This window comes from Cellulomonas sp. ACRRI, assembly GCF_022346185.1.
Taxonomy (GTDB): Bacteria; Actinomycetota; Actinomycetes; order Actinomycetales; family Cellulomonadaceae; genus Cellulomonas.
The window spans coordinates 1-25,673 of record NZ_JAKRMS010000052.1 but is presented as its reverse complement, the minus strand read 5'-3'; the positions used below and the strand labels follow the sequence as shown (position 1 = coordinate 25,673).

The 25,673-nt window shown below is 76.1% G+C and carries 19 protein-coding genes and 1 tRNA gene; 10 read left to right on the top strand and 10 right to left on the bottom strand.

Features of this window, described 5'->3' with window-relative positions; translation table 11 throughout:
• Nucleotides 1-258 precede the first annotated feature (258 nt).
• The 3 genes from MHY85_RS11125 to MHY85_RS11115 all read left to right on the top strand — a co-directional run bounded on the left by MHY85_RS11125 (nucleotide 259) and on the right by MHY85_RS11115 (nucleotide 3,466).
• Nucleotides 259-1,476, top strand: a complete 1,218-nt coding sequence (locus tag MHY85_RS11125) for an EAL domain-containing protein (protein WP_239196302.1) — start codon at nucleotides 259-261, stop codon at nucleotides 1,474-1,476.
• Between the two features lie 80 nt (nucleotides 1,477-1,556).
• Entirely contained in the window at nucleotides 1,557-2,798 is a 1,242-nt protein-coding gene (locus MHY85_RS11120; protein WP_239196300.1) for a sensor histidine kinase, read from the top strand.
• Complete coding sequence (locus tag MHY85_RS11115) at nucleotides 2,786-3,466, top strand: response regulator transcription factor (protein WP_239196298.1); 681 nt, start codon at nucleotides 2,786-2,788, stop codon at nucleotides 3,464-3,466. The genes MHY85_RS11120 and MHY85_RS11115 overlap by 13 nt, the downstream gene beginning before the upstream one ends.
• A gap of 141 nt (nucleotides 3,467-3,607) precedes the next feature.
• On the opposite strand, the gene MHY85_RS11110 is transcribed toward MHY85_RS11115, so the two are convergent.
• The 8 genes from MHY85_RS11110 to MHY85_RS11075 form a co-directional block, all read right to left on the bottom strand.
• The gene (locus MHY85_RS11110) at nucleotides 3,608-3,832 is read right to left on the bottom strand and encodes a hypothetical protein (RefSeq protein ID WP_239196296.1); all 225 of its coding nucleotides are present in this window, start codon (nucleotides 3,830-3,832) and stop codon (nucleotides 3,608-3,610) included.
• Between the two features lie 3 nt (nucleotides 3,833-3,835).
• Nucleotides 3,836-4,519 (bottom strand): helix-turn-helix transcriptional regulator, encoded by a 684-nt coding sequence (locus tag MHY85_RS11105; protein ID WP_239196294.1) that lies wholly within the window; start codon nucleotides 4,517-4,519, stop codon nucleotides 3,836-3,838.
• A gap of 252 nt (nucleotides 4,520-4,771) precedes the next feature.
• Nucleotides 4,772-6,676, bottom strand: coding sequence for an Ig-like domain-containing protein (locus MHY85_RS11100; protein ID WP_239196292.1), 1,905 nt, complete (start codon nucleotides 6,674-6,676; stop codon nucleotides 4,772-4,774).
• Between the two features lie 159 nt (nucleotides 6,677-6,835).
• Entirely contained in the window at nucleotides 6,836-8,179 is a 1,344-nt protein-coding gene (locus tag MHY85_RS11095; protein ID WP_239196290.1) for a dipeptidase, read from the bottom strand.
• Nucleotides 8,180-8,228: 49 nt separating this feature from the next.
• The gene (locus tag MHY85_RS11090) at nucleotides 8,229-9,305 is read right to left on the bottom strand and encodes an aminopeptidase P family protein (protein ID WP_239196304.1); all 1,077 of its coding nucleotides are present in this window, start codon (nucleotides 9,303-9,305) and stop codon (nucleotides 8,229-8,231) included.
• A 47-nt stretch (nucleotides 9,306-9,352) separates the two neighbouring features.
• Nucleotides 9,353-10,903: an MFS transporter gene (locus tag MHY85_RS11085; protein ID WP_239196288.1), complete on the bottom strand. Its 1,551-nt coding sequence runs from the start codon at nucleotides 10,901-10,903 to the stop codon at nucleotides 9,353-9,355.
• Between the two features lie 123 nt (nucleotides 10,904-11,026).
• The gene (locus tag MHY85_RS11080) at nucleotides 11,027-11,920 is read right to left on the bottom strand and encodes a ribokinase (RefSeq protein ID WP_239196286.1); all 894 of its coding nucleotides are present in this window, start codon (nucleotides 11,918-11,920) and stop codon (nucleotides 11,027-11,029) included.
• A gap of 76 nt (nucleotides 11,921-11,996) precedes the next feature.
• A complete protein-coding gene (locus MHY85_RS11075) occupies nucleotides 11,997-12,788 on the bottom strand; it encodes a phosphatase PAP2 family protein (RefSeq protein WP_239196284.1) in 792 nt (263 codons plus the stop codon).
• A gap of 138 nt (nucleotides 12,789-12,926) precedes the next feature.
• Between MHY85_RS11075 and MHY85_RS11070 the strand changes: the two genes are divergently transcribed.
• Nucleotides 12,927-13,862, top strand: coding sequence for a glycosyl hydrolase (locus MHY85_RS11070; protein ID WP_239196282.1), 936 nt, complete (start codon nucleotides 12,927-12,929; stop codon nucleotides 13,860-13,862).
• A 22-nt stretch (nucleotides 13,863-13,884) separates the two neighbouring features.
• On the opposite strand, the gene MHY85_RS11065 is transcribed toward MHY85_RS11070, so the two are convergent.
• Nucleotides 13,885-14,217 (bottom strand): hypothetical protein, encoded by a 333-nt coding sequence (locus MHY85_RS11065; protein ID WP_239196280.1) that lies wholly within the window; start codon nucleotides 14,215-14,217, stop codon nucleotides 13,885-13,887.
• A 130-nt stretch (nucleotides 14,218-14,347) separates the two neighbouring features.
• Here MHY85_RS11065 and MHY85_RS21880 point away from each other — a divergent pair, with 130 nt between their 5' ends.
• The 6 genes from MHY85_RS21880 to MHY85_RS11035 all read left to right on the top strand — a co-directional run bounded on the left by MHY85_RS21880 (nucleotide 14,348) and on the right by MHY85_RS11035 (nucleotide 23,646).
• Entirely contained in the window at nucleotides 14,348-16,486 is a 2,139-nt protein-coding gene (locus tag MHY85_RS21880) for a SpoIIE family protein phosphatase (protein ID WP_239196278.1), read from the top strand.
• A gap of 202 nt (nucleotides 16,487-16,688) precedes the next feature.
• A tRNA-Arg gene (locus tag MHY85_RS11055) sits at nucleotides 16,689-16,761 on the top strand.
• Nucleotides 16,762-17,008: 247 nt separating this feature from the next.
• Nucleotides 17,009-19,171, top strand: coding sequence for a DEAD/DEAH box helicase (locus MHY85_RS11050; protein WP_239196276.1), 2,163 nt, complete (start codon nucleotides 17,009-17,011; stop codon nucleotides 19,169-19,171).
• A 184-nt stretch (nucleotides 19,172-19,355) separates the two neighbouring features.
• A complete protein-coding gene (locus tag MHY85_RS21875) occupies nucleotides 19,356-20,180 on the top strand; it encodes a PRD domain-containing protein (RefSeq protein WP_187365226.1) in 825 nt (274 codons plus the stop codon).
• A 59-nt stretch (nucleotides 20,181-20,239) separates the two neighbouring features.
• Nucleotides 20,240-22,186, top strand: coding sequence for a glucose PTS transporter subunit IIA (locus tag MHY85_RS11040; RefSeq protein WP_239196274.1), 1,947 nt, complete (start codon nucleotides 20,240-20,242; stop codon nucleotides 22,184-22,186).
• Nucleotides 22,183-23,646, top strand: a complete 1,464-nt coding sequence (locus MHY85_RS11035) for a glycoside hydrolase family 1 protein (protein WP_239196272.1) — start codon at nucleotides 22,183-22,185, stop codon at nucleotides 23,644-23,646. Before MHY85_RS11040 ends, MHY85_RS11035 begins: the two co-directional genes overlap by 4 nt.
• A 95-nt stretch (nucleotides 23,647-23,741) precedes the next feature.
• Here MHY85_RS11035 and MHY85_RS11030 read toward each other — a convergent pair.
• A partial coding sequence (locus MHY85_RS11030) for a serine hydrolase (protein WP_239196270.1) occupies nucleotides 23,742-25,673 on the bottom strand: 1,932 nt, incomplete at its 5' end.

Here is a 25,673-nt window from a genome sequence, read left to right as displayed (position 1 = left end):
GGCGTCGGGGGTGGCGGGCACGTCGGTCTGGGGCGCGAGCCCGGTGTTCGGGGACTCCATGCGCCGATCCTGTCACGCGGCCGGTGACTCGGCAGGGGGATCAGCCGTGGGCGGACGGAGCCGGTGGGCGCTCGCCCGGACGGGTGGTTCCCGCCGCGGCGGCACCCGGGCAGCGGTCGCGGCGCGGGGAGCGCTCACTAGGCTGACGCCGTTCGGCCGGGTCGAGCGAGGGCCCGGCGGCTGCGATCGGGGGACCGCATGACCGTGGACGAGGACCGGGGCGTGGCGTCGGCGGCGCGCGGCCCCGCCGAGGACGTGCAGCAGGTCCTCGACCGCGTGCGCGAGCACCTCGGGATGGACATCGCGTTCCTCTCGGGGCTGACCGCGTCGGCGGAGGTGGTCCTCGCCACGAGCAGCGAGACCGGGCCGATGCAGATGGCGGTCGGCGACGTCCGGGACCTCGACGACACCTACTGCGTGCGCGTGCTGTCCGGCCTGCTCCCGCCGGTGCTGCCCGACGCGCGGCGGCACCCGGTCGCCCGTGAGCTCGCCGTGACCCGGGACCTCGGCATCGGCGCCTACCTCGGTGCCCCGCTCCGGGGCCCCGACGGGGAGCCGGTCGGGATGCTGTGCTGCCTGGCCCGCGGCGCGAACCCGCTGCTCGACGAGGACGCCCTGCGGGTGCTCGGCCTCGCCGCGGCGCTCGTCGAGGACCGGATGGGGGTGCTCGGGCTGCCGCACCGCCCGGCGGTATCGGAGCGGGTGCGGTGGATCCGGGCGGTGCTGGCGGAGCGGGACGTGCGCAGCGTGTTCCAGCCCGTCGTGCACCTCGGCACCGGCGAGGTGGTCGCGGTCGAGGCGCTGTCCCGGTTCGACCCGGAGCGGTTCCCCACGCCGGTGCACGCGTTCGCCGCCGCGGCGGCCGCGGGCGAGGCGGTCGAGCTCGAGCTGCTCGCCGCCCAGTGCGCGCTGGACCGGCTGGGCGAGCTGCCGCCGGGTGTCCGGATGTCGGTGAACCTCTCCGCGGAGGCGCTCGCGGACCCGCGGACGGCGGACCTGGTGCTCGCGCACGGGCCCGCCGTCGGCGTGGAGGTCACCGAGCACACGCCGGTCGCCGACTACGAGGTGCTGACGGCCGTGACGAACCGGCTGCGCGCGGCGGGCCACCAGGTCGCGGTCGACGACGCGGGCGCGGGGTTCGCGAGCCTGCGGCACGTCCTGCAGCTGCGGCCGACCGTCATCAAGCTCGACCTGGCGCTCGTGCGGGGGTGCGACCTCGACCCGGTGCGCCGGGCGCTGATCCAGGCGGTCGCCGAGTTCGCCCGGGGCATCGACTCGTGGCTCGTGGCCGAGGGCGTCGAGACCGAGCACGAGCGCGCGGCGTTGCGCGAGCTCGGGGTCGAGTACGGGCAGGGCTACCTGCTCGGCCGGCCGGCGCCGCTCGACGTCGCGCTGCGCGGCGCGGCCGGCGGCTGACGCTCCTCCGCCGCAGGGGGGAGGCGACCCAGCCCGACGGCCGATCCGCGCGCGGCGGACCCCGACCTAGGCTCGGCGGCATGCCCGCACCCGTCCCGGCCGCCGCGCTGGCGCCGCCGCGCCTCGGCCCGTGGTCCCGGACGTGGCGCTACCTCCTGGCGGTGGGATCCGGGCTCGTGCTCTGGGTCTTCGTCTCCCACGACCTCGGGGCGGCGTCGCTCGCGGACGAGGACGTGGCGGGCGGGCTCATGCTGCTCGACCTGGTCCTCGGGCTCGTCGCCGTCGGGCTGCTGCCGCTGCGCCGACGGCGGCCGCTGCTGACCGCGGTCCTGATCACCGCGCTGACGGCGCTGTCGGCGTTCGCGATCGGTCCGGCGATGCTCGCGCTGGTCTCGCTCGCCACCCGGCGCCGGTGGCGCGAGGTGGTCGTCGTCGGGGCGGTGTGGGTGCTGGCGTCGACGGTCTACGAGCTGCTCTACCAGGGCAGCTCCGCGTCCGAGGACCTGGGCGTGCCGTGGCTGCTGCTCGCCCTCGGCCTGAGCCTGCTGTTCCTCGGCCTGCTCGTGGCGACCGGGTTCTACGTCGGCGCCCGCCGCGAGCTGCTCCAGACCCTGCGGCTGCGCGCCGAGGCCGCCGAACGGGCCCAGGAGTCGCGCGCCGCCGAGGCCCGCCAGGCCGAGCGCACCCGGATCGCCCGCGAGATGCACGACGTGCTGGCGCACCGCATCTCGCTGGTCGCGATGCAGGCCGGCGGGCTCGCCTACCGGGAGGACCTGACCCGGGCGCAGATCACCGCCTCCGCGGAGACGATCCGGGACAGCGCGCACCGGGCGCTCGGCGAGCTCCGCGAGGTGCTCGGCGTGCTCCGGGCCGACGACGAGACCGTGGTCCCGACCGAGCACGAGGCCCCGCAGCCGACGCTCGCCGAGCTGCCGGCGCTGCTCGCCGACGCCGACGAGGCCGGGACGCCCGCGCGCCTGGACGTGTCCGGGCTGCCCGACGGCGACCGGTCGGCGCTCGCGGCCCTCCCCGAGACCGCCTCGCGCACCGCCTTCCGGGTGCTGCAGGAGGCGCTGACGAACGCCCGCAAGCACGCGCCGGGGCAGGAGGTGCGCGTCCGGCTCGCGGGCGCGCCGGGGGAGCGGCTGCTGGTCGAGGCGCGCAACGCCGTGCCCGTCGGGGTGGTCGCCGGCGCGCCCGGGGCGGGGCTGGGGCTCATCGGCGCCGCCGAGCGCGCCGAGCTGCTCGGCGGGTCGCTGGAGCACGGGATCGAGCAGGACGGGCGGTTCGCCGTGAGAGTGTGGCTGCCGTGGCCGAGCTGACCCCGACCCCCGCCGATGTCGTGCGCGTGGTCGTCGTCGACGACGACGCCCTGGTCCGCGCCAGCCTGCGGATGATCCTCGGCGGCGACCCCCGCCTCGAGGTGGTCGCCGAGTGCGCCGACGGCGCCGAGGCGGTCACCGTGGTGCAGCGGCTGCGCCCCGACGTCGTGCTGATGGACGTCCGGATGCCGCGGGTGGACGGGCTGACCGCCCTGCGCTCGCTCGCCGCCGCCGGGTCGCCGGCGCGGGTCATCGTGCTGACCACCTTCGACGCCGACGAGCTGGTGCTGCGCGCCCTGCGCGAGGGCGCCGCCGGGTTCCTGCTGAAGGACACCCCGCCGGCGCAGCTCGTCGACGGGATCCACCGGGTCGCCGCGGGCGAGCCCATCCTGTCGCCGACCGTCACCGCCCAGCTCATCGCGTCCGTGGCGAGGCCGGAGGACGCCGAGCGGCGCGCGGCGGCGCTCCGGGCGCTGGAGGTGCTGACCCCGCGCGAGCGGGACGTGGCGGTGGCGGTCGCCGAGGGGCTGTCGAACCAGGAGGTCGCCGAGCGCCTCTACCTCGGGCTGGCGACGGTCAAGACGCACGTCGCGCATCTGTTCGCGAAGCTCGGCGTGGCGAACCGGGTGCAGATCGCGCGCCTCGTCCACGACGCCGGCCTGGGCTGACCGCGCGGCGCCGCGGGGCGCGCCACGGCGGCGCGCCGCGCAGCCCGACTGTGCAGTCGACACGTCGAGAGTGCATCCGCGGGATGCTCACTCGACGTGTCGACTGCACACTCGCGGGCGGAGGTCGCGGCGCGCGGGTCGTCAGACGCCGATGCCCGCGCGCAGCGTCAGCGCCCGGTCCACCGCCGCCTCGCGGTCCGCGAGGGCGCGGGCGGTCGCGCGGGCGCGGGCCGTCGTGCGCGGGTCGGTGGCCCCGGCCGGCGCCGGCCGGCTCAGGGCGGCGCGGCGGCGGCGCACCGACAGGTAGGGCAGGCGGAGCGGCACCGCGCGGGTGCCGTAGCTGACGTCGAAGGTCACGGTGGTCACGGCTCAGTCCTCCTGCTGCGGTGCGGGCGGGGCGGCCTCGGCGGTGGGCTCGAAGGCCATGTCGGGGTTGATCGCGGTGAGCAGCCGCATCATGCGGGCGCCACCGGGTCGGATCGCGGGGTCGGCGGTGCGCCCGTCGAACCGCTTCATCAGCGCGTGCATCCCCTCGATCAGCTCGGCCGTCTCCGCCGGGGTGGCCCAGAACGCCGACGTGGTGAGCTGGGTCAGCGGGATGAGCTCGGGGTCGGCGACGCCCTCGTGGTCGAGGTGCCGCAGGTGGTCGATGTACCGCTCGGCCTCGCGGCGGACCGAGATCTCGGCGAGCTCCAGCACCGCGCGCCGCGACGCCGGGTCGAGCGGGTCGGGCGTGATGTTGCGCTCGCGGGACACGACGCGCCAGGGGCGCTCGCGGCCGCGGGGCTCGGCGGGCTCGATGTAGCCGGCCTTGGCGAGCGTGCGCAGGTGGAACGAGCAGTTGGCGACGGTCTGGCCGAGGTGCACGGCGCACTCGGTGGCCGTGGCCTCGCCGACGTCGTCCAGGAACGACAGCAGGTCCATCCGGACGGGGTGGGCGAGTGCCCGGACCCGGGTCGGGTCGGTGACGCGCATCGTCCCGGCGGAGCGCCCGGGCGCCGCGGCGGAGCGGGCCGGGTCGTCGGCGTCGGTGTCGTGCTCGGCGGTGGTCATGGCAGCAACGGTAGACGCGCAACACCTCTTGCGCAAGAGCCGTTGCGAAAGAAGTGTTGCACGTGATCGACCGCGGTCCGGCGCGGGCGTGCACCCCGAGCACCGGACCCCGGTGGCGGGGTCAGCGCCCCGCCCCGTGCCGAGGGGGTACGCGACACGTCGACTGAGCATCCGGTGGATGCACAGTCGACGTGTCGGTTGCTCTCTCGGCGATCGGCGATCGGCGCTCTGCGCGCGGCGCGGGCGGCGGGCCTACGCCCGCGCGCGGCGCAGCCGAGGCCGGAGCCGGATCGCCGCGGAGCCGGCGAGCAGCAGGGCCGCGGCGGCGGCGAGAGGCAGCGCGACGCCCGAGCCGGTGCTGGCGAGCTGCGCCGCCTCGGCCCGGTCGTCCGCGGGGTCGGCCGCGCGCGTGCCGGCGGGCACGCCGTCGCCCGTCGCCGGCACCGCGCCCGGCGTCACCGCGCCCGGCGTCACCGCGCCCGGCGCCACCGCCCCGGGCGTCCCCGTGCCCGGTCCCCCCGCGCCCGGCTCCTCGGCGCCCGGCACCGCCGCCGGCGCCGCCACCGCGAACGGCGCCGACAGCGCCGCCGACGCCCCCGGGTTGCCCGCGAGGTCGGTCACCCCGGGCAGGTCCAGCCGGATGGTCGCCGTCCCCGCCCGCGCGCCCGCGTCCGGCGTGTAGGTCGCGGTCCAGGTGCTGCCGCCGTCGGCGGTCGCGAGGTCGGACAGGACGCCCGCGTCGGCGACCAGGTCGGTGAGCGCGAGGCGGGTGACCGGCTCGGAGAACGTGATCGTCAGCGTCGTCGGGCCGGTGACCCGGTCGGTCGCGAGCGCGAGGGTCGCCGTGGGCGCCACGGTGTCCACCGTGTACGCGGTCGACGAGGCCGTGCCGGACCCGGCGTTGCCGTCCGCGCTGCGGAGCGCGGCGAGGTCGAGCGTCACGGCCGCGGGCCCGGACTCGGTGCCGGCGGCGCCGGTGAGCGTGCCGGTCCAGGTGAGGCCGCCGTCGGCGGAGCCCAGCCCGCCGAGCGTGGCGCCGGGGGTGCGCAGGGCCGCGGGGACACCCGAGGACACCGGCTCGGAGAACGTGACGGTGAGGCGCGCGGTCGTCGTGGTGGTGAGGCGCGGCCCCGACACGTCGACGGTCGCGGTGAGCGGCACGGTGCGCACGTCGAGGACCGGTCCGATCGCGGTCCCGGAGCCGACGTTGCCCGCGGCGTCGGTGACGGTCGACAGGTCCAGCGTGAGCGCGGCGGTGCCGCGCACGCCCGGGTCGGGGGTGAAGGTCGACGTCCAGGTGAGCCCGCCGTCGGCGCTGGTCGCCGGGGTGAGCGTGCCGCTGGTCGCCGCGAGGCCGGGCCCGGTCGGCGCGGACACCGGCTCCGAGAAGACGGCCACGACGGTGGCGGTCTCGCCCGTGCGGACCGTGGCGACGCTGCTCGCGATGCTCGCGGTCGGCCGCTGGGTGTCCACGGAGTACGCGGCGGAGGTGGTGGTGCCGGCGCCCGTGTTGCCGGCCAGGTCCGCGACGGCGCCGTTGGCGAGCGTGATGACCTGGCCGGTCGCGGTGATGCCGGCGGTCGGGGTGAGGGTCGCGGTCCAGGAGAGGCCACCGTCGCTGCTGGACAGGCCGTTGACGGTGCCGCCCGCGACGGTGAGGTCGGCCGCCGTGAAGCCGGTGACGGCCTCGGAGAAGGTGACGGTCACGGTCGCGGTGTCGCCGGCGCGCAGGCTCGTCCTGCTGAGCGTGATGGCCGCGACGGGCCGCAGGGTGTCGACCCAGTACGCGTTCGACGTGCTGGTCCCCGTCCCGGGGACGCCCGAGCCGTCGACGACGCCGTGGTTGGCCACCACGACCGCGCCGTTCCCCACCTCGACGCCGGACGCGGGGGTGAGCAGCGCGGTGTAGGTCACGTTGTCCGACGTCGCCAGGTTGCTGATCGTGCCGCCGTCGGCCACGAGGTCGCCCGTGTCGAACCCGGTCACCGGCTCGGAGAAGGTGATCGTGACCGTCGAGGTGCTGCCGATGGCCAGGATCGGCTCGGCGACGACGACGGTCGCTGTCGGCGGCGCGGCGGCGGCGGGGGCGGCGACCGTCAGGACCGGCGTGGCCGCCAGGGCGAGCGCGAGGATCGGGGCGGCGAGGGTGCGGCGCATGCGTGGCGGGTCCCGTCGGGGGTCGTCGCAGGCCGCGGACGGGCCCGGTCGGGTCGCGGCGGCGTGCGGGGATGACGTCACCGTACGGCAGCGGGCACCGCTCTCAGCAGGGGCTTCCCCCCTATCGGACGCAACCGGCGAGCGCCAGGGACCTCGGTCTCAGCCTCGCCCCGCGTACCGCTGCAGGAACAGCGCCTCCGCCGTCGCCAGCCGCTCGATCTCCGCGGGGTCGACGCTCTCGTTCGGCGCGTGGATCAGCGCCTGCGGCTCCTCGACCCCCATCAGCAGGATCTCGGCCTCGGGGTAGGTCGACGCGAACACGGTGCACAGCGGGATCGACCCGCCCTGCCCGAGCAGCACCATGTCCCGCCCGAACGCCTCCCGCATCGCGGTCCGCATCGCCTCGTACGCGGGGCCGTCGGTGGCGGCGCGGAACGGCGACCCGGTCGCCTCCACGTCGACCGTCACCGCCACCCCCCACGGCGCGGCCCCGGTCACGTGCGCGGTGAGGGCGGCGAGCGCGTCGGCGGGGGCGGTGCCCGGCGGGATGCGCAGGTTCAGCCGGGCCGCGGCCCGCGGCACGATCGCGGCCGTGGACCCGACGACGGGCGGGCAGTCGATCCCCAGCACGGTCAGCGCCGGCCTCGCCCAGAGCATGTCCGACACCGTCCCGGACCCGAGCAGCTCCTCGCCGGGGCGCACCTGCGCGTCCGCGCGGAAGGTGTCCGGGTCGTAGGGCGCGCCGGCCCAGGTCTGCCCGTGGTCCAGCCCGCGCACCGTGGTGTCGCCCTCGGGCGACCGCAGCGAGGCGAGCACCGCGATCAGCGCCGCCAGGGCGTCCGGCGCCGGCCCGCCGAACATCCCGGAGTGCAGCTCCGTCGGCAGCGCGTCGACCCGCACCACCACGTTCACCATGCCGCGCAGGCTGACCGTCACGGCGGGCACTCCGACGGCGGCGTTCCCGGTGTCGCAGACCAGCACGGCGTCGGCCCGCAGCAGGTCGGCGTTCCGCGGCACGAAGTCCTCGAGCCCGCCGGTGCCCTGCTCCTCGGAGCCCTCGACGACGAGCCGCAGGTTGACCGGCACGTCGTCGCCGAGCGCCCGCAGCGCCGCCAGGTGCATGAGGATGTTGCCCTTGCAGTCGGCGGCGCCGCGGCCGTACCAGCGCCCGTCGACCTCGGTCAGCGCGAACGGCGGCGTCCGCCAGGCCGCGTCGTCCAGCGGCGGCTGCACGTCGTAGTGGGCGTACAGCAGCACGGTGGGCGCGCCGGGGTCCGCGGCGGGTCGCGAGCCGACGACCGCGTCGCTGCCGTCGGCCGTGCGGTGCAGCGCGACGTCCGCGAACCCGACCTCGCGGAACGCGTCGGCCACCCACCGCGCCGCCTGCGCGCACCCCTCGGGCGGGAACTGCCGGGGGTCGGCGACCGACGGGATCGCCACCAGCTCGGCCAGCTCCGTCCGCACGCGCGGCATCTGCTCCGCCACCCGCTCGCTCAGGTCCACGACGTGCTCCTCCCGTGCTCCGCGCGCGACGCCGGGGCCGGCCCCGCGCTCACCCCACCACCCGCAGCTCGCGCGAGGTGGTGTTCAGCCGCCGCACCCCGTCCGCGGTCACGGTGACGATGTCCTCGATCCGCACCCCGAACCGGCCCGGCAGGTACACCCCGGGCTCGACCGAGAAGCACATCCCCGGCACCAGCGGCAGTTCCTCGCCCTCGACGACGTACGGCGGCTCGTGCGTGGTGACGCCGATGCCGTGCCCGGTGCGGTGGATGAACCGCTCCCCGTACCCGGCGTCGGTGATCACGGCCCGCGCGGCCCGGTCGACGTCCTGGCACGCGACGCCCGGCCGCACCGCGTCGACCCCGGCCTGCTGCGCGCGCCGCACCACCTCGTGCACCTCGCGCACCTCGGCGCCGGGCTCGCCCACGCTGACGGTCCGGCTGGTGTCCGAGCCGTACCCGGCCAGCAGCCCGCCGAAGTCGAGCACCACGCAGTCGCCGTCCTCGATGACCCGGGCGCCGGCCTCGTGGTGCGGGTCGGCCCCGTTGGGACCGGAGCCGACGACGGTGAAGTCGACCTGCTCGTGCCCGTGCTCGCGCAGCAGGTCGGCGAGGTCGGCGGCGACGTCGGTCTCCCGGCGGCCGGCGAACGGCACGTGCAGGATCTGCTCGTACGTCGCGTCGGCGGCGGCCCCGGCCGCGGCGAGGCGCGCGAGCTCGTCGGCGTCCTTCACGGCGCGCAGCATCGGCAGCCGGTCGGTGACGGCGTGGAACCCGGTGCCGGGCAGCGCCGCCTGGAGCCCGAGCAGGTGCAGCGCCCACGCGCTGTCGGACACGGCGTACCGGGCGCCGTCCCGGAGCACCGCGCTCGCGGCCGCGTACGGGTCGGCGCCGTCCACCCAGTCGACGACCGCCGCGGCGGCCGTCCCCGCGGCGCCCTCCGCGTCCGGGCGCTCGAGCCGCGGCACGACGAGGGTGGGCTCGCGGTCCGCGGTGAGCGCCAGCAGGGTCAGCCGCTCCGTGATCGCCGTCGGCTGGTACCCGGTGAGCCACACCAGGTCGGGTCCGGGGGTGACGAGGACCCCGTCGAGCCCGGCGGCCCCGGCGTCCGCGACGACCCGCGCCATGCGGGCGGCGTAGTCGTCGCGGGTGAACGGGGCGAGGGCGGTGGTGGTCACGAGGGCTCTCCCGGGGTGGTGGGTGCGGGGCGGTCCGCGGGGCCGGCCGCCGTCCGCGACACCGCCCCCGCGGCGGAGGTCGGGATGGTGATGAGGTGCGCCGCGGCGGCCGCGGCCGAGTCCTGCACCGTGCCCTGCGCCGTGCGGTGCCGCCGGATCGCGACCACCGCGAGCAGGATGCCGAGCGCGCTCAGCACGGCCATCACCCAGGCCGCCGCGGCGAGCCCGGAGGACAGCGCGTCGGACGGCGAGGCCCCCGCGGCGGCCCGGTCCGCGCCCACCGACGCGTACACGGTGGCGGCGATGGCGGTCGCGACCGCGGCGCCGACGTACCGGGCCATGTTCGAGACGCCGGAGGCCGCGCCGACCTGCTCCTCGGGCACGACGGCGGTCGCCGCGGAGGACGACGGACCGTTCGACAGGCCCATCCCGACCGCGATGGCGATCAGGGGCAGCAGGAACGCCCCGTACCCCCACCCGGCCTGCGCGAACCCGACGACCACGAACCCGGCGGTGGTCAGCAGGAAGCCGACGCCGATGACCTGCCGGCCGCCGGCCCGCTTCGTCATGCGCGGCACCAGGGGCGCCACCACCACGAGGCCGACGGTGGCGGGCAGCGTCGCGAGCCCGGCCTCCAGGGACGAGAACCCCAGGGCGGCCGGGTCCTGGAAGTACAGGCTGAGCAGGTACATCAGGCCGTTGATCGTGCCGGCGCCGATGAGGATCGCGAGCGTCGCGCCGACCAGGACGCGGTTGCGCAGCAGCGCCAGGTCCAGCAGCGGCACGGCGACCCGCTTCTCGACGACCACGAACAGCCACCCGGCGACGACGCTGATCACGAGGCAGCCGATCGTCGCCGCGGACACCCAGCCCCAGTCGCCGCTCTTGCTCACGCCGAGGATGAGGGCCGCCAGCGTCAGCGCGACCAGGACGGTGCCGAGGTAGTCGATGGTCCGGGGGCGGCTCGGGTCCTTCGACTCCGCGACGGTGAGGTACGTGAGGACCATGCAGACGACGCCCACCCCCGCGTCGATCCAGAACAGCCCCTGCCAGCCGGTGACCGAGACCAGCACGCCGCCGAGCAGCGGCCCCGCCGCGGCGCCGACCGCCGCGGCCGCCCCCCACAGCGACACGGACCGGAGCTGGTCCTCGCCGTCGCTGGCGACGGACAGCAGGCTCAGCCCGCAGGCGAGGATCGTCGCGCCCGCGGCGCCCTGGATCAGCCGGCCGACGATGACCCCGGCCCCGTCCTGGGACAGCGCGATCAGCACGCAGGACAGCACGAACAGCAGCAGCCCGAGCTGGAACACCCGCTTGCGGCCGAACACGTCGCCCAGGGAGCCGGCGGTGATGATGACCGCGGCGCCGACCAGCGAGTAGCCCGTGACCGCCCACTGCAGCGTGTCCACCGACGTCCCGGTGTCGGCGCTGATCGCCGGGAGCAGGATGCTCACCGCCGACGTGTTGGCGTTGACCACGAGGGTGGACAGGCAGGTGGCCGCCAGGACGCTGCCCGCGCCCCGCGCGGTGGTGCGCGCGTCGGTCATCGGAGCCCCCCTCGTGCGCCGGGCCGCGGTGCGCCCGCACCGCCCGTGGCTCGACCGTAGGCCGCGGACCCGTCGGAACCGATCACCCCGCAGGGGTGAGCATCCCCGCAGGATCTGCGTCCGTCAGGGCAGGTCGTCCCCTCGCCACGGGTACGACGGCTGCGCCCCGAGCCGTGTCACCGACGCCGCGGCCACCCGGGTGGCGAGCACCGCGGCCTGCTCGACCGCGAGCCCGTCCGCGATCCCCGCGGCGAGGGCGCCGACGAACGCGTCCCCCGCCCCGGTCGTGTCGAGCGCGTCGACCGTCCGGGCGGGCAGCGACCAGGTTGCCCCGTCCTCGACGCCGACGACCCCGCCCGCCCCGAGCGTGACGACGACCGACCGCACACCTCGGGCGGCCAGCTCGCGTGCGGCGTCCCCGGCGTCCGCGAACCGACGCCCGAGCAGGGTGGCGGCCTCGTGCTCGTTCACCACCAGCGGGTCGGCGGCCACCACCGTCTCCAGGGGCAGCTCCGCCGCGGGCGCCACGTTGAGCACCAGCCGGGTGCCGCCCGCGTCCGCCAGCCGCGCCACGTGCGCGACCGTGGCCAGCGGGATCTCGGCCTGCACCACGCAGACCCGGGCGCCCGTCACCAGGTCGGCGGCCCCGTCCACCACGCGCTCGCCGACCGCCGCGTTGGCCCCGGGCACCACGACGATCGTGTTCTCGCCGTCGTCGGACAGCGTCACCACGGCGAGGCCGGTCGGGGCGTCCACGGTGTGCACGTGCGCGAGGTCCACTCCCGCGTCCCGCAGGCCGGAGAGGGCGGTCGTCGCGTTCACGTCCTCGCCCACGGCGCCCACCATGGCGACGTCCGCCCCGAGGCGCGCGGCGGCGACGGCCTGGTTCGCCCCCTTGCCCCCGGGCAGCACCACGGAGGTGCGGCCCAGCAGCGTCTCCCCGGGCAGCGGGTGCCGCTCGACCTGCACGACCAGATCGGCGTTGATCGACCCCACGACGACGACGTCACGCGCCACATCCGTCTCCTTCGGCACGGTGCGGGCGCAGGTGCCCGTCCTGCCATCCTGCCCGCCACGCCCCGGGCGTGCGGCGTCAGCCCGCCGGCGTGGCCCCCGCGTCGTCGCCCCCGGCCCCGGCGGTCATCCGCGCCGCCCGGACCGCGCGCCGCCGGTCGACCACGACGACCGCGCCGAGCACCGCCACCGCGAGCGCGAACCCGGCGGTGACGTCCGTGAGGAAGTGGTACCCGAGGTACAACCGGCTGCCGGCCACCAGCGCGATGCCCGCCAGGGTCGCCAGCGCCCACAGCACGAGGGAGCGCACGTGCGGGCTGCGGATCCACACCAGGTACCCCGCGGTGAGCAGGAAGGTCGCCGTCCCGACCGTGTGCCCCGACGGGAAGGAGTAGGTCGTCTCCGACCCGGGCACCACCATCGTGTCCAGCGGCGGTCGCGGGCGGCCGACGACCGCCTTGACCGTGACGGACACCAGCGTCGACAGCACCATCGCCCCGGCCAGCAGGACGGGCTGCCACCAGGACCGCGTCACGAGGCCCCACAGCAGGCACGCCGCGACCACCACGACCGGCAGGACGCTCGGCCCCGTCACCGCCGACACCGCCTCGAGGAACGCCGTCAGCGCGGGCCCGCGGGCGGCGACCAGCCAGTCGAGCACCGGGGTGTCGGCCTCGGCCAGGTCGTCGCCCTCCCGGACGGAGTCCAGCATGACGAGCAGGACCGTGATGCCGACGACCACCAGCAGGACGCCGATGAGGATCGCCGCGCCGGAGTTCGGGTCGCGGACCTCGGACCTCCGGGCCCAGACGGCGCGGGCGGACCGGCTCGTCGTGCGGGCGGCTCGTCGGTACCAGGGCTCGGGCGGCATCGGGTGATCGTCGCAGGGGAGGCGGGCGGGCGCCCGGCGAACGGGGGGCCCGCACCCGCGACGCCGCGCCGGACGGATCACCCCACCGCCAGGCTCAGGAACCCTCACGGCGGCCCGGTCGGCACCGATGACCGTCGCGTGCCCGTCTCCCGACGCGACTTCCTCGCGCTCTCCGCCTCCGCGCTCGCGCTGTCCGCGGCGCCCGCCGCCGTCCCGGCCGCCGTGGCCGCGGGGCGGGTCCCGTTCGGTCTCACCGTGCCGTGGGGGCCGTGGGACGGCAGCGCGTGGGCGCGCCGGACGGCCGCGCTGGGGGCGGCCCCGGCGTACGCGCTCTGGTACGCCTCGTTCGTGGAGGCGCCGGACCCGGCGAAGCTCGCCGCGGTCTCGGCCGCCGGCGTCGTCCCGGTGCTGACGTGGGAGCCGTGGGACCCGGCGCGCCGGAGCCAGAAGGCGTTCGCGCTGGCGCGGATCCTCGCGGGCGACTTCGACGCCACGGTGCGGCGGTGGGGCGACGCGCTCGCCGCGTACGGCGGCCCGGTGCACCTGCGGTTCGCGCACGAGATGAACGCGGGGGGCTACCCGTGGGCCGTGGGCGTCAACGGGAACACCGCCGCGCAGTACGTCGCGGTCTGGCGGCGGGTCCACGACCTGCTGCGCTCGCGCGGCGCGACCCGGGTCGTGCGCGTGTGGTCCCCGAACGTCGCGTTCCCCGGCTCGACCCCGCTGGCCGCGGTGTACCCGGGCGCCGAGCACGTCGACGTCGTCGGGGTCGACGGCTACAACTGGGGGACCTCGCGCCGCGGGACGGTCTGGCAGAGCCCGGCGCAGGTGCTCGGCGCCACGGTGGCGGAGGTCCGGCGGGTCGCCCCCGGCAAGCGGATCCTGGTCACCGAGACCGCGTCGACCGAGAAGGGCGGCGACAAGGCCCGGTGGGTGACGGACCTGTTCGGCTGGGCGGCGGCGCAGGGCGACGTCGCGGGGGTCGTCTGGTTCGACGAGAACAAGGAGACGGACTGGCGGGTCGCCAGCTCGGCGGGGTCGCTGGCCGCGTTCCGGGCCGCGGTGGCCGCCTGACGCGGCGCGCGCGGCACCCGGCTCAGCCCGACGGCTCCTGGAGGCCGACGCGCGCGTAGTGCCGCAGGTCGTCGCCCTCGCGGCTGCGGTGCCAGTCCCCCTCGACCCGCAGGCCCACGAGCCGCAGGTGCGCCTCCGCGGCGAGCTGCGCGAGGCACTCGTCGACCGGGGGGACCGGGACCACCTCCCGGGCCACCGGGCGCCCGGTCCTGTCGGTCAGGCTCAGGCACCACACGACCTCGGCGGCGCTCGCGCGCGGCTGGTGGAGCACCACGATCTGCGCCGCCCGCCGCGACGCGGGGTCGAGGGCCGCGAAGCGGGGGAGCGCCCCGGCGCTCTCGTGGTCGGGTGTCATGTCTGACGAGGCTCCGACCACGCCACCCCGGCGGCAACTGCTCGCCGGGTGAAACCCGCCGGCGGTGCGCGCCGACCGGACATGCCGCGGGTACTGGGACGGCACGGCTCCGGCACCGTAGCCTGCGGAGGTGGCAGCAGCACCGGGGGGGACCGGGACGACAGGGCGCGCGGGTCCCGCGGCCCGGACCCGACGGCGGGCGCCGAGCGCGCGGGACGTCCGCGTCCTGCTGGTGTTCGGCGTCGTGTACGCCCTGGCGTGCGTGGCCGGCAGGGAGACCCTCGTCCCCGGCGCCCGGGTGAGCCTGATCTGGCCGGCGGCGGGGATCTCGGTGCTCTGGCTCGTCGCGCGGGCCCGCCGGCCCTGGCCGTGGCTGGACCGGCTGCTGCTCGGGACGACCACGGCGGCGGTGGTGCTGCTGACCGGCACGCCCCCCGGGGCGGCCGTGATCGGCGGCGTCGCGGCGACGCTGCAGGCCGAGCTGTGCGTCCTGGTCCTCGCGCGGTACGCGCCCCGGCTCCGGGCGGCCCGGGGGGCCCGGCAGGTCGACCGCGTCACGGAGCTGTGGTGGCTGGTGTTCGGGGCCGCAGCCGGGGCGCTGGCGTCGGCGCCGCTGGCCCAGCTGGCGGTGGCGCTCACCAGCCAGGGCACCACCTGGGAGACGGCGCTGCTCTGGTCGGCGCGCAACACGGTCAGCATCGTCACGATCGGCCTCCTGGGCTGGTCCGTCGGCGGCGCGCTGCACGACCGGCGCCTGCGCCCCGGCGCGCGCGGCGGCCCCGCCTGGTGGACCGACGGTCGCCGGCTCGACGTCCTCGGGGCGCTGGTGCTGGCGCCGGCCGCGTACGTCCTGTGGTTCCTGTGGCAGTCGGACCTCGCCGTGGTGTTCCCCCTCATCGCGTTCACCGTCTGGGCGGGCTCGCGCCTGCCGACCCGAGCCGTGGTCGCGCACACCACGCTCTGCGGCGCGCTCGTCGTCGTCATCACCCTGGGCGGCGCCGGCCCGATGGCGAACCTGCCCGACCCGGCGCTCCAGGTCGGGGTCGCGCAGCTGTACGTCGGGCTGCTGACGGTGATCGGCATGGCGCTGGCGCTCGCCGGCGAGGAGCGCCGCCGGCTGGTGGGCGCGCTGTCCGTGGCGCGGGACCGCGCGCAGGCGCAGGCGGGCCTGCTCGCGTCGGTCCTGGAGACGATGTCCGAGGGCGTCCGGGTGGTCGACGCCGCCGGGCGGGTGGTCGTGCGCAACCCGACCGCGGCGCGGCTGCTCACCGGCCGGCCGGACCTGGACCCGGACGACAGCCTCACGGACCTGGCCGGGCTCGCCCGCCTGGACGGGTCGGCGCTGCGGGACGACGAGCTGCCGTTCCGCCGCGCGCTCGTCGAGGGGCGCGTGCGGGACGTCGACCTGATGGTCCGCACGCCCGGCGTGCCGCAGCCGCGGGTCGTCACGTTCAACGCCACGCGCATCCCGGCCGGGTCCGGCGGGGGTGTGGTCACCGTGCTGCGCGACGTCACCGAGGAGCGGGCCGAGCTGCGGCGCGCGGCGACCGTCCAGGCCAGCCTCCTGCCCGCCCGCACGCCCGACCTGCCCGGCTTCGAGGTCGCCGCGCGGTTCGTCCCCGCGGGGAGCGTCGGCGGGGACTTCTACGACTGGGAGCGCGTCGGCGGCGGCCTGGTGATCACGCTCGCCGACGTGATGGGCAAGGGCCCGGGGGCGGCGATCCTCGCGGCCACCACCCGGTCGCTGCTGCGGGCGCAGCCGGCCCCCGAGGACGTCGCGGGCACCCTGTCCGGCGCCGAGCGGGCCCTGGACGCGGACCTGGTCAACGCGGGCGCCTTCGTCACGATGTTCCGCGGCTTCCTCGACCCGTCGACCGGGGACCTGACGTACGCCGACGCCGGCCACGGCCTGTCGCTCGTCGTGCGACCGGACGGGTCGCTCCGGCGCCTGCCCGCCACCGGCCTGCCCCTGGGCATCGCGGCGGGACCGGACCGCGTCGGGGCCCGGGTCCGGATGCTCCCCGGGGACGTGCTCGTGACGTTCAGCGACGGCCTGCTGGACGTGCTCGGCGGGTCGATCGGCGACCTGGAGCGGGTGCGGGACGTCGTCCGCGGGACCGCCACGGCGGACGGCGCCGCCGCGGCCGTCCTGGCGCTCGCCGGCGACGCGGAGGACGCCGAGGACGACCTCACCGTGCTCGTGCTGCGGCGGCTGCCCGGTCACCCGCCGGCCGGGGTGCCGCACCCGCGCGGGGCGGACGGGGTGTAGCGGGCGAGCGGCTGCCGCCGCCGGGCCGGGGGCGGCGCGGACGGGTGGCGGACGCGCCCCCGGGCGCGGCACCGGTACGCTGAACCTGCGCCGCCGCGGACTCCACGGTCCGCCGGCGTGGCACGGGCCGACGAGTGCCCGGTCGGACACGCCGGGCGGTGCGCCGTCCGGCGGGCCCGACCACGTCCCTCTCGTGCCCCGCGCGCCTGTAGCTCAGTGGATAGAGCACCGCTCTCCTAAAGCGGGTGTCGGCAGTTCGAGTCTGCCCAGGCGCACGACGGACGTCCGCGCGCGCCACCGGGGCCGCGGACGGCCGCCGAGGCGTCCCCGCCGTGACAGGCGGCGGTCGCCCCACGACGCGCCCGCAGCACCGGCGCCCGCCGCCCCCGGCACCCGCCCGGGGCCCGTGGGCGGCGCACGCGGCGACGCGTCGCGCGCACCCGGCGTCCGCGCCGGACCCGCGCGGCGACGGCACCACGCCCGCGTGCCCCCGCCGCGGCACGCAGGCACGAAGGAGACGAAGTGGCACGAACCGGCCAGCGCCGACCCGCCCGCGGGGGCAGCAGCACCGCCCCCGGCGGGCAGCGCCGTCGCACCGCCCGCCCGAGCGAGCAGGGGCTCATCCCCGTCCTCGCCGGGGTGGTGCGCGAGATCGAGGGCGCCGTGCAGCGCCCGCCGGTGCGGCCCGCCGTGCGGACCAAGTTCCAGGTCGTGGCGCTGCTGGTGCGCGAGGAGCGCGCCCGGGCGATGGCCGACCCGGAGCTGACCCAGGCCAAGCGGACCGAGCTGCTCAAGCGGCTCGACGGGGTCGCGACCCAGCTGGCGCGGATCGCCGCGCGGGACACCACGCTGCTGGCGCTGCTCGCCGACGAGGCCCGGGTCTCCGACGCCGCGCGCGCCTACCGGGCGACCGTGCTGCGGGCTGCCGGCCGCGACGTGCCGGCCGAGCCCGAGCCGGAGGAGGAGCCGGCGCCCGCCGCTCCCCAGCCGGGTGCCGACAAGCAGGTGGTGCCCCAGTCGGTGATCTCCCGCCGGCTCGCGAACCCGTTCCTCGCCCCCGACTTCGAGGCCGCGGCCGAGCGGGCCGCCGCGAAGCCCCGGCGGCTCGCCGGCTGGGAGCTGCTCGAGCCGCTGTTCCGGTCGTTCGAGCAGTCCGGCGACGGCGTCGCCGCGTGCATGCCGCTGCCCGAGCCGGCGCCCGTCCCGACGCCGCCCGGCCGCGAGCTCATGCCGCACCAGGCGCAGGTCGTCACCGCGGCCGGCCAGGGGCACCGCACCTTCCTGCTCGCCGACGAGCCCGGCCTCGGCAAGACCGCGCAGGCCCTGCTCGCCGCGCGCACCGCCGGGGCCTACCCGCTGCTGGTCGTCGTCCCCAACGTCGTGAAGACGAACTGGGCCCACGAGGTCGGCCTGTGGACGCCCGAGCGCCGCGCCACGGTCGTGCACGGCGACGGCGAGCGGGTCGACGGGTTCGCCGACGTCGTGATCGTGAACTACGAGATCCTGGACCGGCACGTCGGCTGGCTCGGCGAGCACGGCTTCCGCGGGATGGTCGTCGACGAGGCGCACTTCATCAAGAACAAGCGCTCCCAGCGCTCGCAGCACGTGCTGTCGATCGCGGAGAAGATCCGCGAGCGCACAGCGCGCCCCCTGCTCATGGCGCTGACGGGCACCCCGCTGATCAACGACATCGAGGACTTCCGGGCGATCTGGCAGTACCTCGGCTGGATCGACGACGAGAAGCCGCTCGGCCGGCTGATGACCGCGCTGGACGAGATCGGCCTCACGCCGGCGGACCGCGGGTTCTCCGCCGCCGCGCGGCAGTGCGTCATCGACATGGGCATCGTGCGCCGCCGCAAGGCCGACGTCGTCGCCGACATCCCCGCGCGCCGGGTCGCGGACCTGCTGGTCGAGCTCGACGGCGCCGCCGGCCGGTCGATCCGCGAGGCGGAGGCGGCGCTGGTCGAGCGGCTGCTGCAGCGGTACCGCAGCGCGGTCGAGGCGCGGGAGACCGGCCTGGTGCTGGGGACCGACCACGAGATCGCCCGGCGCGTCGCCGCCGCCGAGCTCAAGGACTCCAGCGGCAAGGCCAAGGGCGAGAACGTGTTCTCGATGGTCCGCCGGATCGGCCAGGCCAAGGCCGCGCCGGCCGCCGACTACGCCGCGCAGCTGGCCCGCAACGTCGGCAAGGTCGTGTTCTTCGCCAAGCACGTCGACGTGATGGACCACGCCGAGCAGGCGTTCGCGGAGCGCGGGATCAGGTACGCGTCGATCCGCGGCGACCAGACCACCCGGCAGCGCGACAAGAACGTCAAGGCGTTCGTCGAGGACCCCGAGGTGCAGATCGTCGTCTGCTCGCTCACCGCCGCCGGCGTGGGGCTGAACCTGCAGGTCGCGTCCAACCTCGTGCTCGCGGAGCTGTCCTGGACCGACGCCGAGCAGACCCAGGCGATCGACCGCATCCACCGCATCGGGCAGTCCGAGCCGGTCACCGCGTGGCGGGTCATCGCCGCGCAGACCGTCGACTCCCGGATCGCCGAGCTCATCGACAGCAAGTCCGGCCTCGCGGCGCGGGCGCTCGACGGGGCCGACGTGGAGGACGGGGCGGCCGCGGACGTGCAGCTGGAGGCGCTGGTCGGGCTGCTGACCGACGCGCTGGCGGCGCCGGGCGCCCCGGCGGCGTGACGCCGTGCGCGGCGCGCGCCCGGCCTCCAGGTGCGCGCCGCCGGCGATCCTGACCAGGTCTGTTGTTCCTGCGCGGAGCCGGGTGCTAGCGTCCCGATCGGCTTGTCACTGCACTTGCAGGCAACACCACCGCCGAGGCCAAAGAGGGCCCCGGTAGAGCAGGTCTGCAACGAAGGTGTACAGCGTGAAGGTGCGGCGCATCCTCAACAACAACGTCGTGGCCGCGGTCGACGCCGCCGGTCGCGACGTGATCGTGGTCGGCAAGGCCATCGGGTTCCAGGGCAAGCCCGGCGACGCGATCGACGAGAAGCGCGTGGAGTCGGTCTTCCGGATCCGCGACGACGCCGCGGGCAACCACCTCGCCTCGATCGTGGGCACGGTGCCGCCGGAGATCCTCCAGGTCACGGCCGACATCGTCACGGTCGCACGCCGGTCGCTGGGCCGTGAGTTCGGGGACGGCATCTTCGCGTCCCTGGCGGACCACCTCGTCTACGCCGTGCAGCGGGTGCGGGAGGGGATCTCCCTCGCGAACCCGCTGGCCGTCGAGGTCCGCACGATCCACCGCGAGGAGTACCTCTTCGCGCGGTCGGCCGTGATGATCCTCAACAAGCACCTCGGGGTGACCTTCACCGACGACGAGGCCGTGAACATCGCGCTGCACTTCGTGAACGCGACGGTCGGCGGCTCGTCCGAGAAGACCGCCCGGCTCATGGAGTTCATGCGCGACGTCCTGGGCGTCGTGCGCGAGGAGCTGGCCATCGCGGACGACGACGAGCGCCACGCCTACCTCCGGTTCGCGACCCACCTGCGCTTCCTCGCGCAGCGGGTCGTCGACGGCGAGGTCGAGGACGGCGGCGACCCCCGGCTGCACGCGTTCCTCGTGGAGCAGCAGCCCCGGGCGTTCGCCGTCGTGGACAAGGTGGCGGCGGTCGTCGAGGAGCGCCACGGACACGTCATGACGCTGCAGGAGCGGACCTACCTCGGTCTGCACCTGTCGAACCTGCTCTGACCCCCTCCCACCCCGCGGCGCCCCTCCGGCGACCCGCGGGGACAGCTCAGGAGAGCACCGTGAGATACGAGAAGGACGCTGCCGCGATCGTCGCGGCGGTCGGCGGCGAGGACAACATCACCTCGCTCTACCACTGCGTCACCCGCCTGCGGTTCCAGCTCGTCGACCGCGCGCGCGTCGACGAGGCCGCGGTCCGCGCCGTCGGGGCCGTGCAGGCGATCAACGACAGCGGGCAGCAGTTCCAGGTCATCATCGGCAACGACGTGCCGACGGTGTTCGCGGCCGTCAAGGAGACCCACCCGGGCCTCGTGGCGAAGGTGAACGACCCGAACGCGGACGACGCTGTGGACGCCGGCGCCCCCGCCGCGTCCGGCGGGACGATCCGCGACCGGTTCTTCGGCTTCCTGTCGAAGACCTTCCCGCCGCTGCTGCCGGCGATCGCCGGCGCGGGCCTCATCAAGGGCCTCCTGGCGCTCGCCGTGTGGCTCGGCTGGATGTCGACCGAGACGCAGACGTACCAGCTGCTGTACACGCTCGGCGACGCGTTCTTCTACTTCCTGCCGGTGATGATCGCGATCTCCGCGGCGCGGACGTTCAAGACGAACGTGTTCGTCGCCGCGGCGCTGTCGTCGGCGCTGGTCTACCCGAACCTGGTGACCCTGCTGTCCGCGGGCGACCCGGTGGCGTTCCTCGGCGTGCCGGTCACCGCGACCACGTACTCGTACACGGTCATCCCGTCGCTGCTGGCGGTGTGGGCGCTGTCCTGGGTCGAGCGCGGCCTCAAGAAGGTGCTGCCGCAGGCGCTGCACCTCAGCGTCGTCCCGCTGGTCAGCATGGTCGTCGTCGGCCCGATCACCCTCGTGGCGCTCGGCCCGCTCGGCGCCATCATCGGCGAGCAGATCTCCGGCGGCCTCAACTGGCTGCTGACCCACGGCGGCGTGTTCTCGGGCATCCTGCTCGGCGGCCTGATGTCGCTCATCATCATGACCGGCATGCACGCGGCCCTGGTGCCGTTCATCCTCGGCAATCTGGCCTCCCTCGGCCACGACCCGTTCCTGCCGCTGACCTACGTGCAGGTGTTCTCCGTCGCCGGCGCGCTGTTCGGCGTCGCGCTGCGCGCCCGCTCGCGCCAGGTCCGCGCGACCTCGCTGTCGACCGGCTTCACCGCGCTCATGGGCGTGACCGAGCCCGGCCTGTTCGGCCTGCTGCTCCCGATGCGCCGGGTGTTCCTCGCCTCGATGATCGGCGGCGCCGCGGGCGGCGCCATCTCGCTCGGCTTCGGCGCCCAGGCGTACGCGCTGGTCGGGAACTCCGGCCTGCCGGGCCTGCCGGGCCTCGCGGGGCAGACCTTCGGCTGGTCCGTCGCCGCGCTGGCGGTCGCCTTCGTCGGCGCGTTCGTGGCCGTGCTGGTCATCGGGTTCGACGAGTCGCCGCTGACCCGCGGCGCGGCCGCTGCCGGGTCGACGGGCGTGGCCTCGTCGCCCTCCGACGCGGACCGCGCCGCCGGTGCGGCCGCCGCGCTGGACGGCGGCCCGGTCGTCGCCTCGCCGGTCGCCGGCACCGTCGTCCCGCTGGCCGAGGTCGGCGACGGCGCGTTCGCCAGCGGCGCGATGGGCAAGGGCGTCGGCGTCCTGCCGACCGACGGCGAGGTCGTCGCGCCCGTGTCCGGCACCGTCGTGACGGTGTTCCCGACCAAGCACGTCGTGGGCCTGCGGTCCGACGAGGGCGTCGAGGTGCTGGTGCACGTCGGCGTCGACACCGTGGACCTCGGCGGCCGCGGCTTCACCGCGCACGTCGCCGACGGCGACCGCGTGGCGGTCGGCGACCGCCTGCTGACCGTCGACCTGCCCGCCGTGGCGGCCACCCACGACACGACCACCGTCGTCGTCGTCACCAACGCGACCGCCTACGCGGGCGTCGAGCCGATCGCCGCGGGCACCGTGGCCGCCGGCGCCGGCCTGCTCGCCGTCGAGACCCTCGAGCACGCACTGGAGACCACCCGATGACCTTCCCCGACGGATTCCTCTGGGGCACCGCGTTCGCCGCCAACCAGGTCGAGGGCGGCTTCGACGCCGACGGCAAGGGCCTGTCCACCGCCGACGTCGTCCCGTTCCGCTCCCCGGAGGCGCGCAACTACACCGCGCTCGAGGCGCTGATGCGCGCCTCGGACGAGGAGATCGCCGTCGCCCGGACCGTCGAGGGCGGCCAGGGCTACCCGAAGCGGTACGGCGTGGACTTCTACCACCGGTACCGCGAGGACATCGAGCTGTTCGCCGAGCTCGGGATCAAGGCGCTGCGCCTCTCGATTGCCTGGACCCGGATCTTCCCGCACGGCGACGACGCGGAGCCGAACCGGGCCGGCCTCGACTTCTACCGGGACCTGTTCACCCGGCTCCGCTCGCACGGCATCGAGCCGATCGTGACCCTGTCGCACTACGAGATGCCGCTGGCGCTCGTGGCCGACGGCCGCGGCGGCTGGTCCGAGCGCGGCGTCATCGACCTGTACACCCGGTACGTCGAGACCGTCGTCCGCGAGCTGCACCCGCTGGTGACCTACTGGCTCACGTTCAACGAGATCAACACGACCCTGCTGGAGCCGTACACCGGCGGCGGCGTGGTCACCCGCGAGGGCGAGCACACCGAGGCCAAGGCCTGGCAGGCGCTGCACCACCAGTTCGTGGCCAGCGCCCGCGCCGTGCGGCTGATCAAGGACATCGACCCGACGGCCCAGGTCGGCTGCATGCTCGCCCGGATGCTGCACTACCCGGCGACCAGCGCCCCCGACGACGTGCTGGAGGCCCTGGAGGCCAACGACCTCAACCTGCTGCACACCGACGTCCAGGTGCGCGGCGCGTACCCGACGTTCGTGCCGCGGCTGCTGGCGCGCAAGGGCATCACGGTGGCGGTGGAGGACGGGGACGCCGAGGAGCTCGCGGCGGGAACCGTCGACTTCCTGTCGTTCAGCTACTACATGTCGCTGGTGTCCGCGGCCGACCCGTCCCAGTACGGCATCACCGGCGGCAACATCTTCTCGAGCATCCGCAACCCGCACCTGGAGGTCACCGACTGGGGCGTGCACCACGACCCGGTCGGCCTGCGGATCGCGCTGCGCGACATGTGGGACCGCTATCAGGTGCCGCTGTTCGTCGTGGAGAACGGGCTGGGCGCCAAGGACGAGGTCGGGCCGGACGGTCGGGTCGAGGACCCGTACCGGATCCACTACCTGCGCACGCACATCGAGCAGATCGGCGAGGCGATCGACGACGGCGTCGAGGTGCTCGGGTACACCGCGTGGGGCGGCCTCGACATCATCGCGGCGTCGACGTCGCAGATGTCCAAGCGGTACGGCCTGATCCACGTGGACCAGGACGACGAGGGCCACGGGACGCTGGCGCGCACCCCGAAGGCGTCGTTCGACTGGTACCAGGAGGTCATCCGGACGAACGGGGCGTCGCTGGGCGTCTGACGGACCGCGAGCCCTACGGTTTCCGGCGAGCCCACCGCGTTTCGCGGGTGGCTCGGCCGGAAACCGTAGGGCTTCGCGCGTCGCGGGCCGGGCGGTCAGTAGGACAGGCTCGGCGCGACCAGGCGGTACGTCACCGCGAACCACGCCACCACGCCGAGGGCGAACAGCACCAGCACCCCGCCGGCCACCCGCCAGCCGCCGGCGCGGCGTCGGACGTCGCCGACCACGCGCACCGTGGCGGGCACCAGGCCGAGGATCCCCACGCCCTGCAGCACCTGCAGCGCGCGCAGGCCGCCCTCGGGCAGGTCGACCAGCCCCATGATCGTCGTGATCGCGACGGCCCAGCCGGCGACGGCGAGCACGGCGCTCGCCGCGGCGACCCGGGTCAGCACCCGGGCCGTGCGCCCGGCGGCGTCGCGCGGGGTGCGGTGCCGGACCCGGCGGACCAGCGCGACCACCGGCCCGGCGAGCGCGCCCACCAGCAGCACCGCGGTCGCGACGCCCAGCGCCGGCAGCGCCACGCCCGTCGCCGCGCCCGCGGGCAGCAGCGTGAACGCGGAGTCGTAGCCGATCGCCGTGACGCGGCCGTCCTCGGCGCGCGCGGCGATGGTCCGCTGGCCGCCGACCTCCCGCCACACCCACGGCTCGACCTCCTCGTACAGGACCGGGCGGTCGGTCAGCGGACCCGGCGTGACGAGCACGCGGCCGTCGTCCTGGGCGGCGACGTGGGTGACCGCGAGCAGCTCGGTGGCGTGCAGGAACGTGCTGCGCATGGCCCGGGAGTCGGTGTACGCGCCGGCGAGGAGGGCGGCGTGCTCGCGGGCGGTGCCGGCGTCGACGGCGGTGGCGCCGGTGGCGACGGCGGTGGCGCCGGTCGCGTCGGCGGTGGTGCCGGTCGCGTCGGCCGCGACGGTGGCGTCGGCCGTGCCGGTCGGCGGGAAGTAGCGGTCCGCGAAGCCCTGCATCAGCTGCTCGCGCAGCTCCAGGCTGTCGAGCGCCCCGGCGCCGGAGCCGTTCACGCTGACGAAGACGCCTGTGCCCTCGTCCGGGTACAGCTGCAGGTGGGAGTGGAACGCGTTGGTGTCGCCGCCGTGGCCGACGACGCGGTGCCCGTTCCGGTCCTCCTGGAAGAACCCGAGCCCCATGCGCGGGCCGCCGGCGAGCGTGCCGAGGTCGTCCTCGTCGAGTGCGGGCGCCTGCATCAGGGCGAGCGTGTCGGCGTCCAGCACCTGCTCGCCGGTCGCGGGCTCGCCGAGCAGCGCGAGCATGAACCGGGCCATGTCCGCGGCCGACGCGGACAGCGCGCCAGCGGGCGGCACGCCGACGACCTCGAACCCCGTCGCCGGGCCCGACGCGGTGCCGTACCCGAGCGCGAGCCGGTCGCGCAGGTCGTCGGGCACCGGCTGGTCGAAGGTCGCCGTCGTCATCCCGGCGGGCTCGAGCACGTGCTCCTGGACGTACCGCTCGAACGGTTCGCCGCTCACGCGCTCGACCACGTAGCCGACCAGCGCGTTGCCGTAGTTCGAGTACGCCGGCACGGTCCCGGGGCGGTAGACCTGCTCGGGCGGGTCGGTGGCGAGCGCGGCGCGCAGGTCGACCGGCGTCCCCTCCGCCCCGATCAGCCCGCGGATCCGCTCCTCGAACCCGGCGGTGTGCGTGAGCAGGTGGCGCAGCGTGATCGGGTCGTCGAACGACCGCGGCACGTCGATGTCCACGTACGCCGCCACGTCGGTGTCCAGGTCGACGTCGCCGGCCTCCACGAGCTGCATGACCGCGGTCGCGGTGACGAGCTTCGACACGGACCCGGGCCGGAACAGCGTGCGGTCGGGGTCGACGGGGACGGCCTCGCCGGACTCCGTGCCGGTGTCGGCCCAGCCGTAGCCGCGGGTCGTGACGACCTCGCCGTCGTGCACGACCGCGACGGCCGCGCCGGGGATGTCGGTGCGCTCCAGGGCGGCGGGCAGGAAGCCGTCGAGCCAGGCGTCGACGTCGGTGCGGGTGAGCGCGGGGGACGCGGGGCTGTCGGG

What these genes read in the sequence shown, in the direction of transcription:
- MHY85_RS11035 (WP_239196272.1), top strand. Translation starts at nt 22,183, where the DNA reads ATGACCTTCCCCGACGGATTCCTCTGGGGCACCGCGTTCGCCGCCAAC.
- MHY85_RS11085 (WP_239196288.1), bottom strand. Translation starts at nt 10,903, where the DNA reads ATGACCGACGCGCGCACCACCGCGCGGGGCGCGGGCAGCGTCCTGGCG.
- MHY85_RS11120 (WP_239196300.1), top strand. Translation starts at nt 1,557, where the DNA reads ATGCCCGCACCCGTCCCGGCCGCCGCGCTGGCGCCGCCGCGCCTCGGC.
- MHY85_RS11065 (WP_239196280.1), bottom strand. Translation starts at nt 14,217, where the DNA reads ATGACACCCGACCACGAGAGCGCCGGGGCGCTCCCCCGCTTCGCGGCC.
- MHY85_RS11100 (WP_239196292.1), bottom strand. Translation starts at nt 6,676, where the DNA reads ATGCGCCGCACCCTCGCCGCCCCGATCCTCGCGCTCGCCCTGGCGGCC.
- MHY85_RS11125 (WP_239196302.1), top strand. Translation starts at nt 259, where the DNA reads ATGACCGTGGACGAGGACCGGGGCGTGGCGTCGGCGGCGCGCGGCCCC.
- MHY85_RS11075 (WP_239196284.1), bottom strand. Translation starts at nt 12,788, where the DNA reads ATGCCGCCCGAGCCCTGGTACCGACGAGCCGCCCGCACGACGAGCCGG.
- MHY85_RS11090 (WP_239196304.1), bottom strand. Translation starts at nt 9,305, where the DNA reads ATGGCGCGGGTCGTCGCGGACGCCGGGGCCGCCGGGCTCGACGGGGTC.
- MHY85_RS11105 (WP_239196294.1), bottom strand. Translation starts at nt 4,519, where the DNA reads ATGACCACCGCCGAGCACGACACCGACGCCGACGACCCGGCCCGCTCC.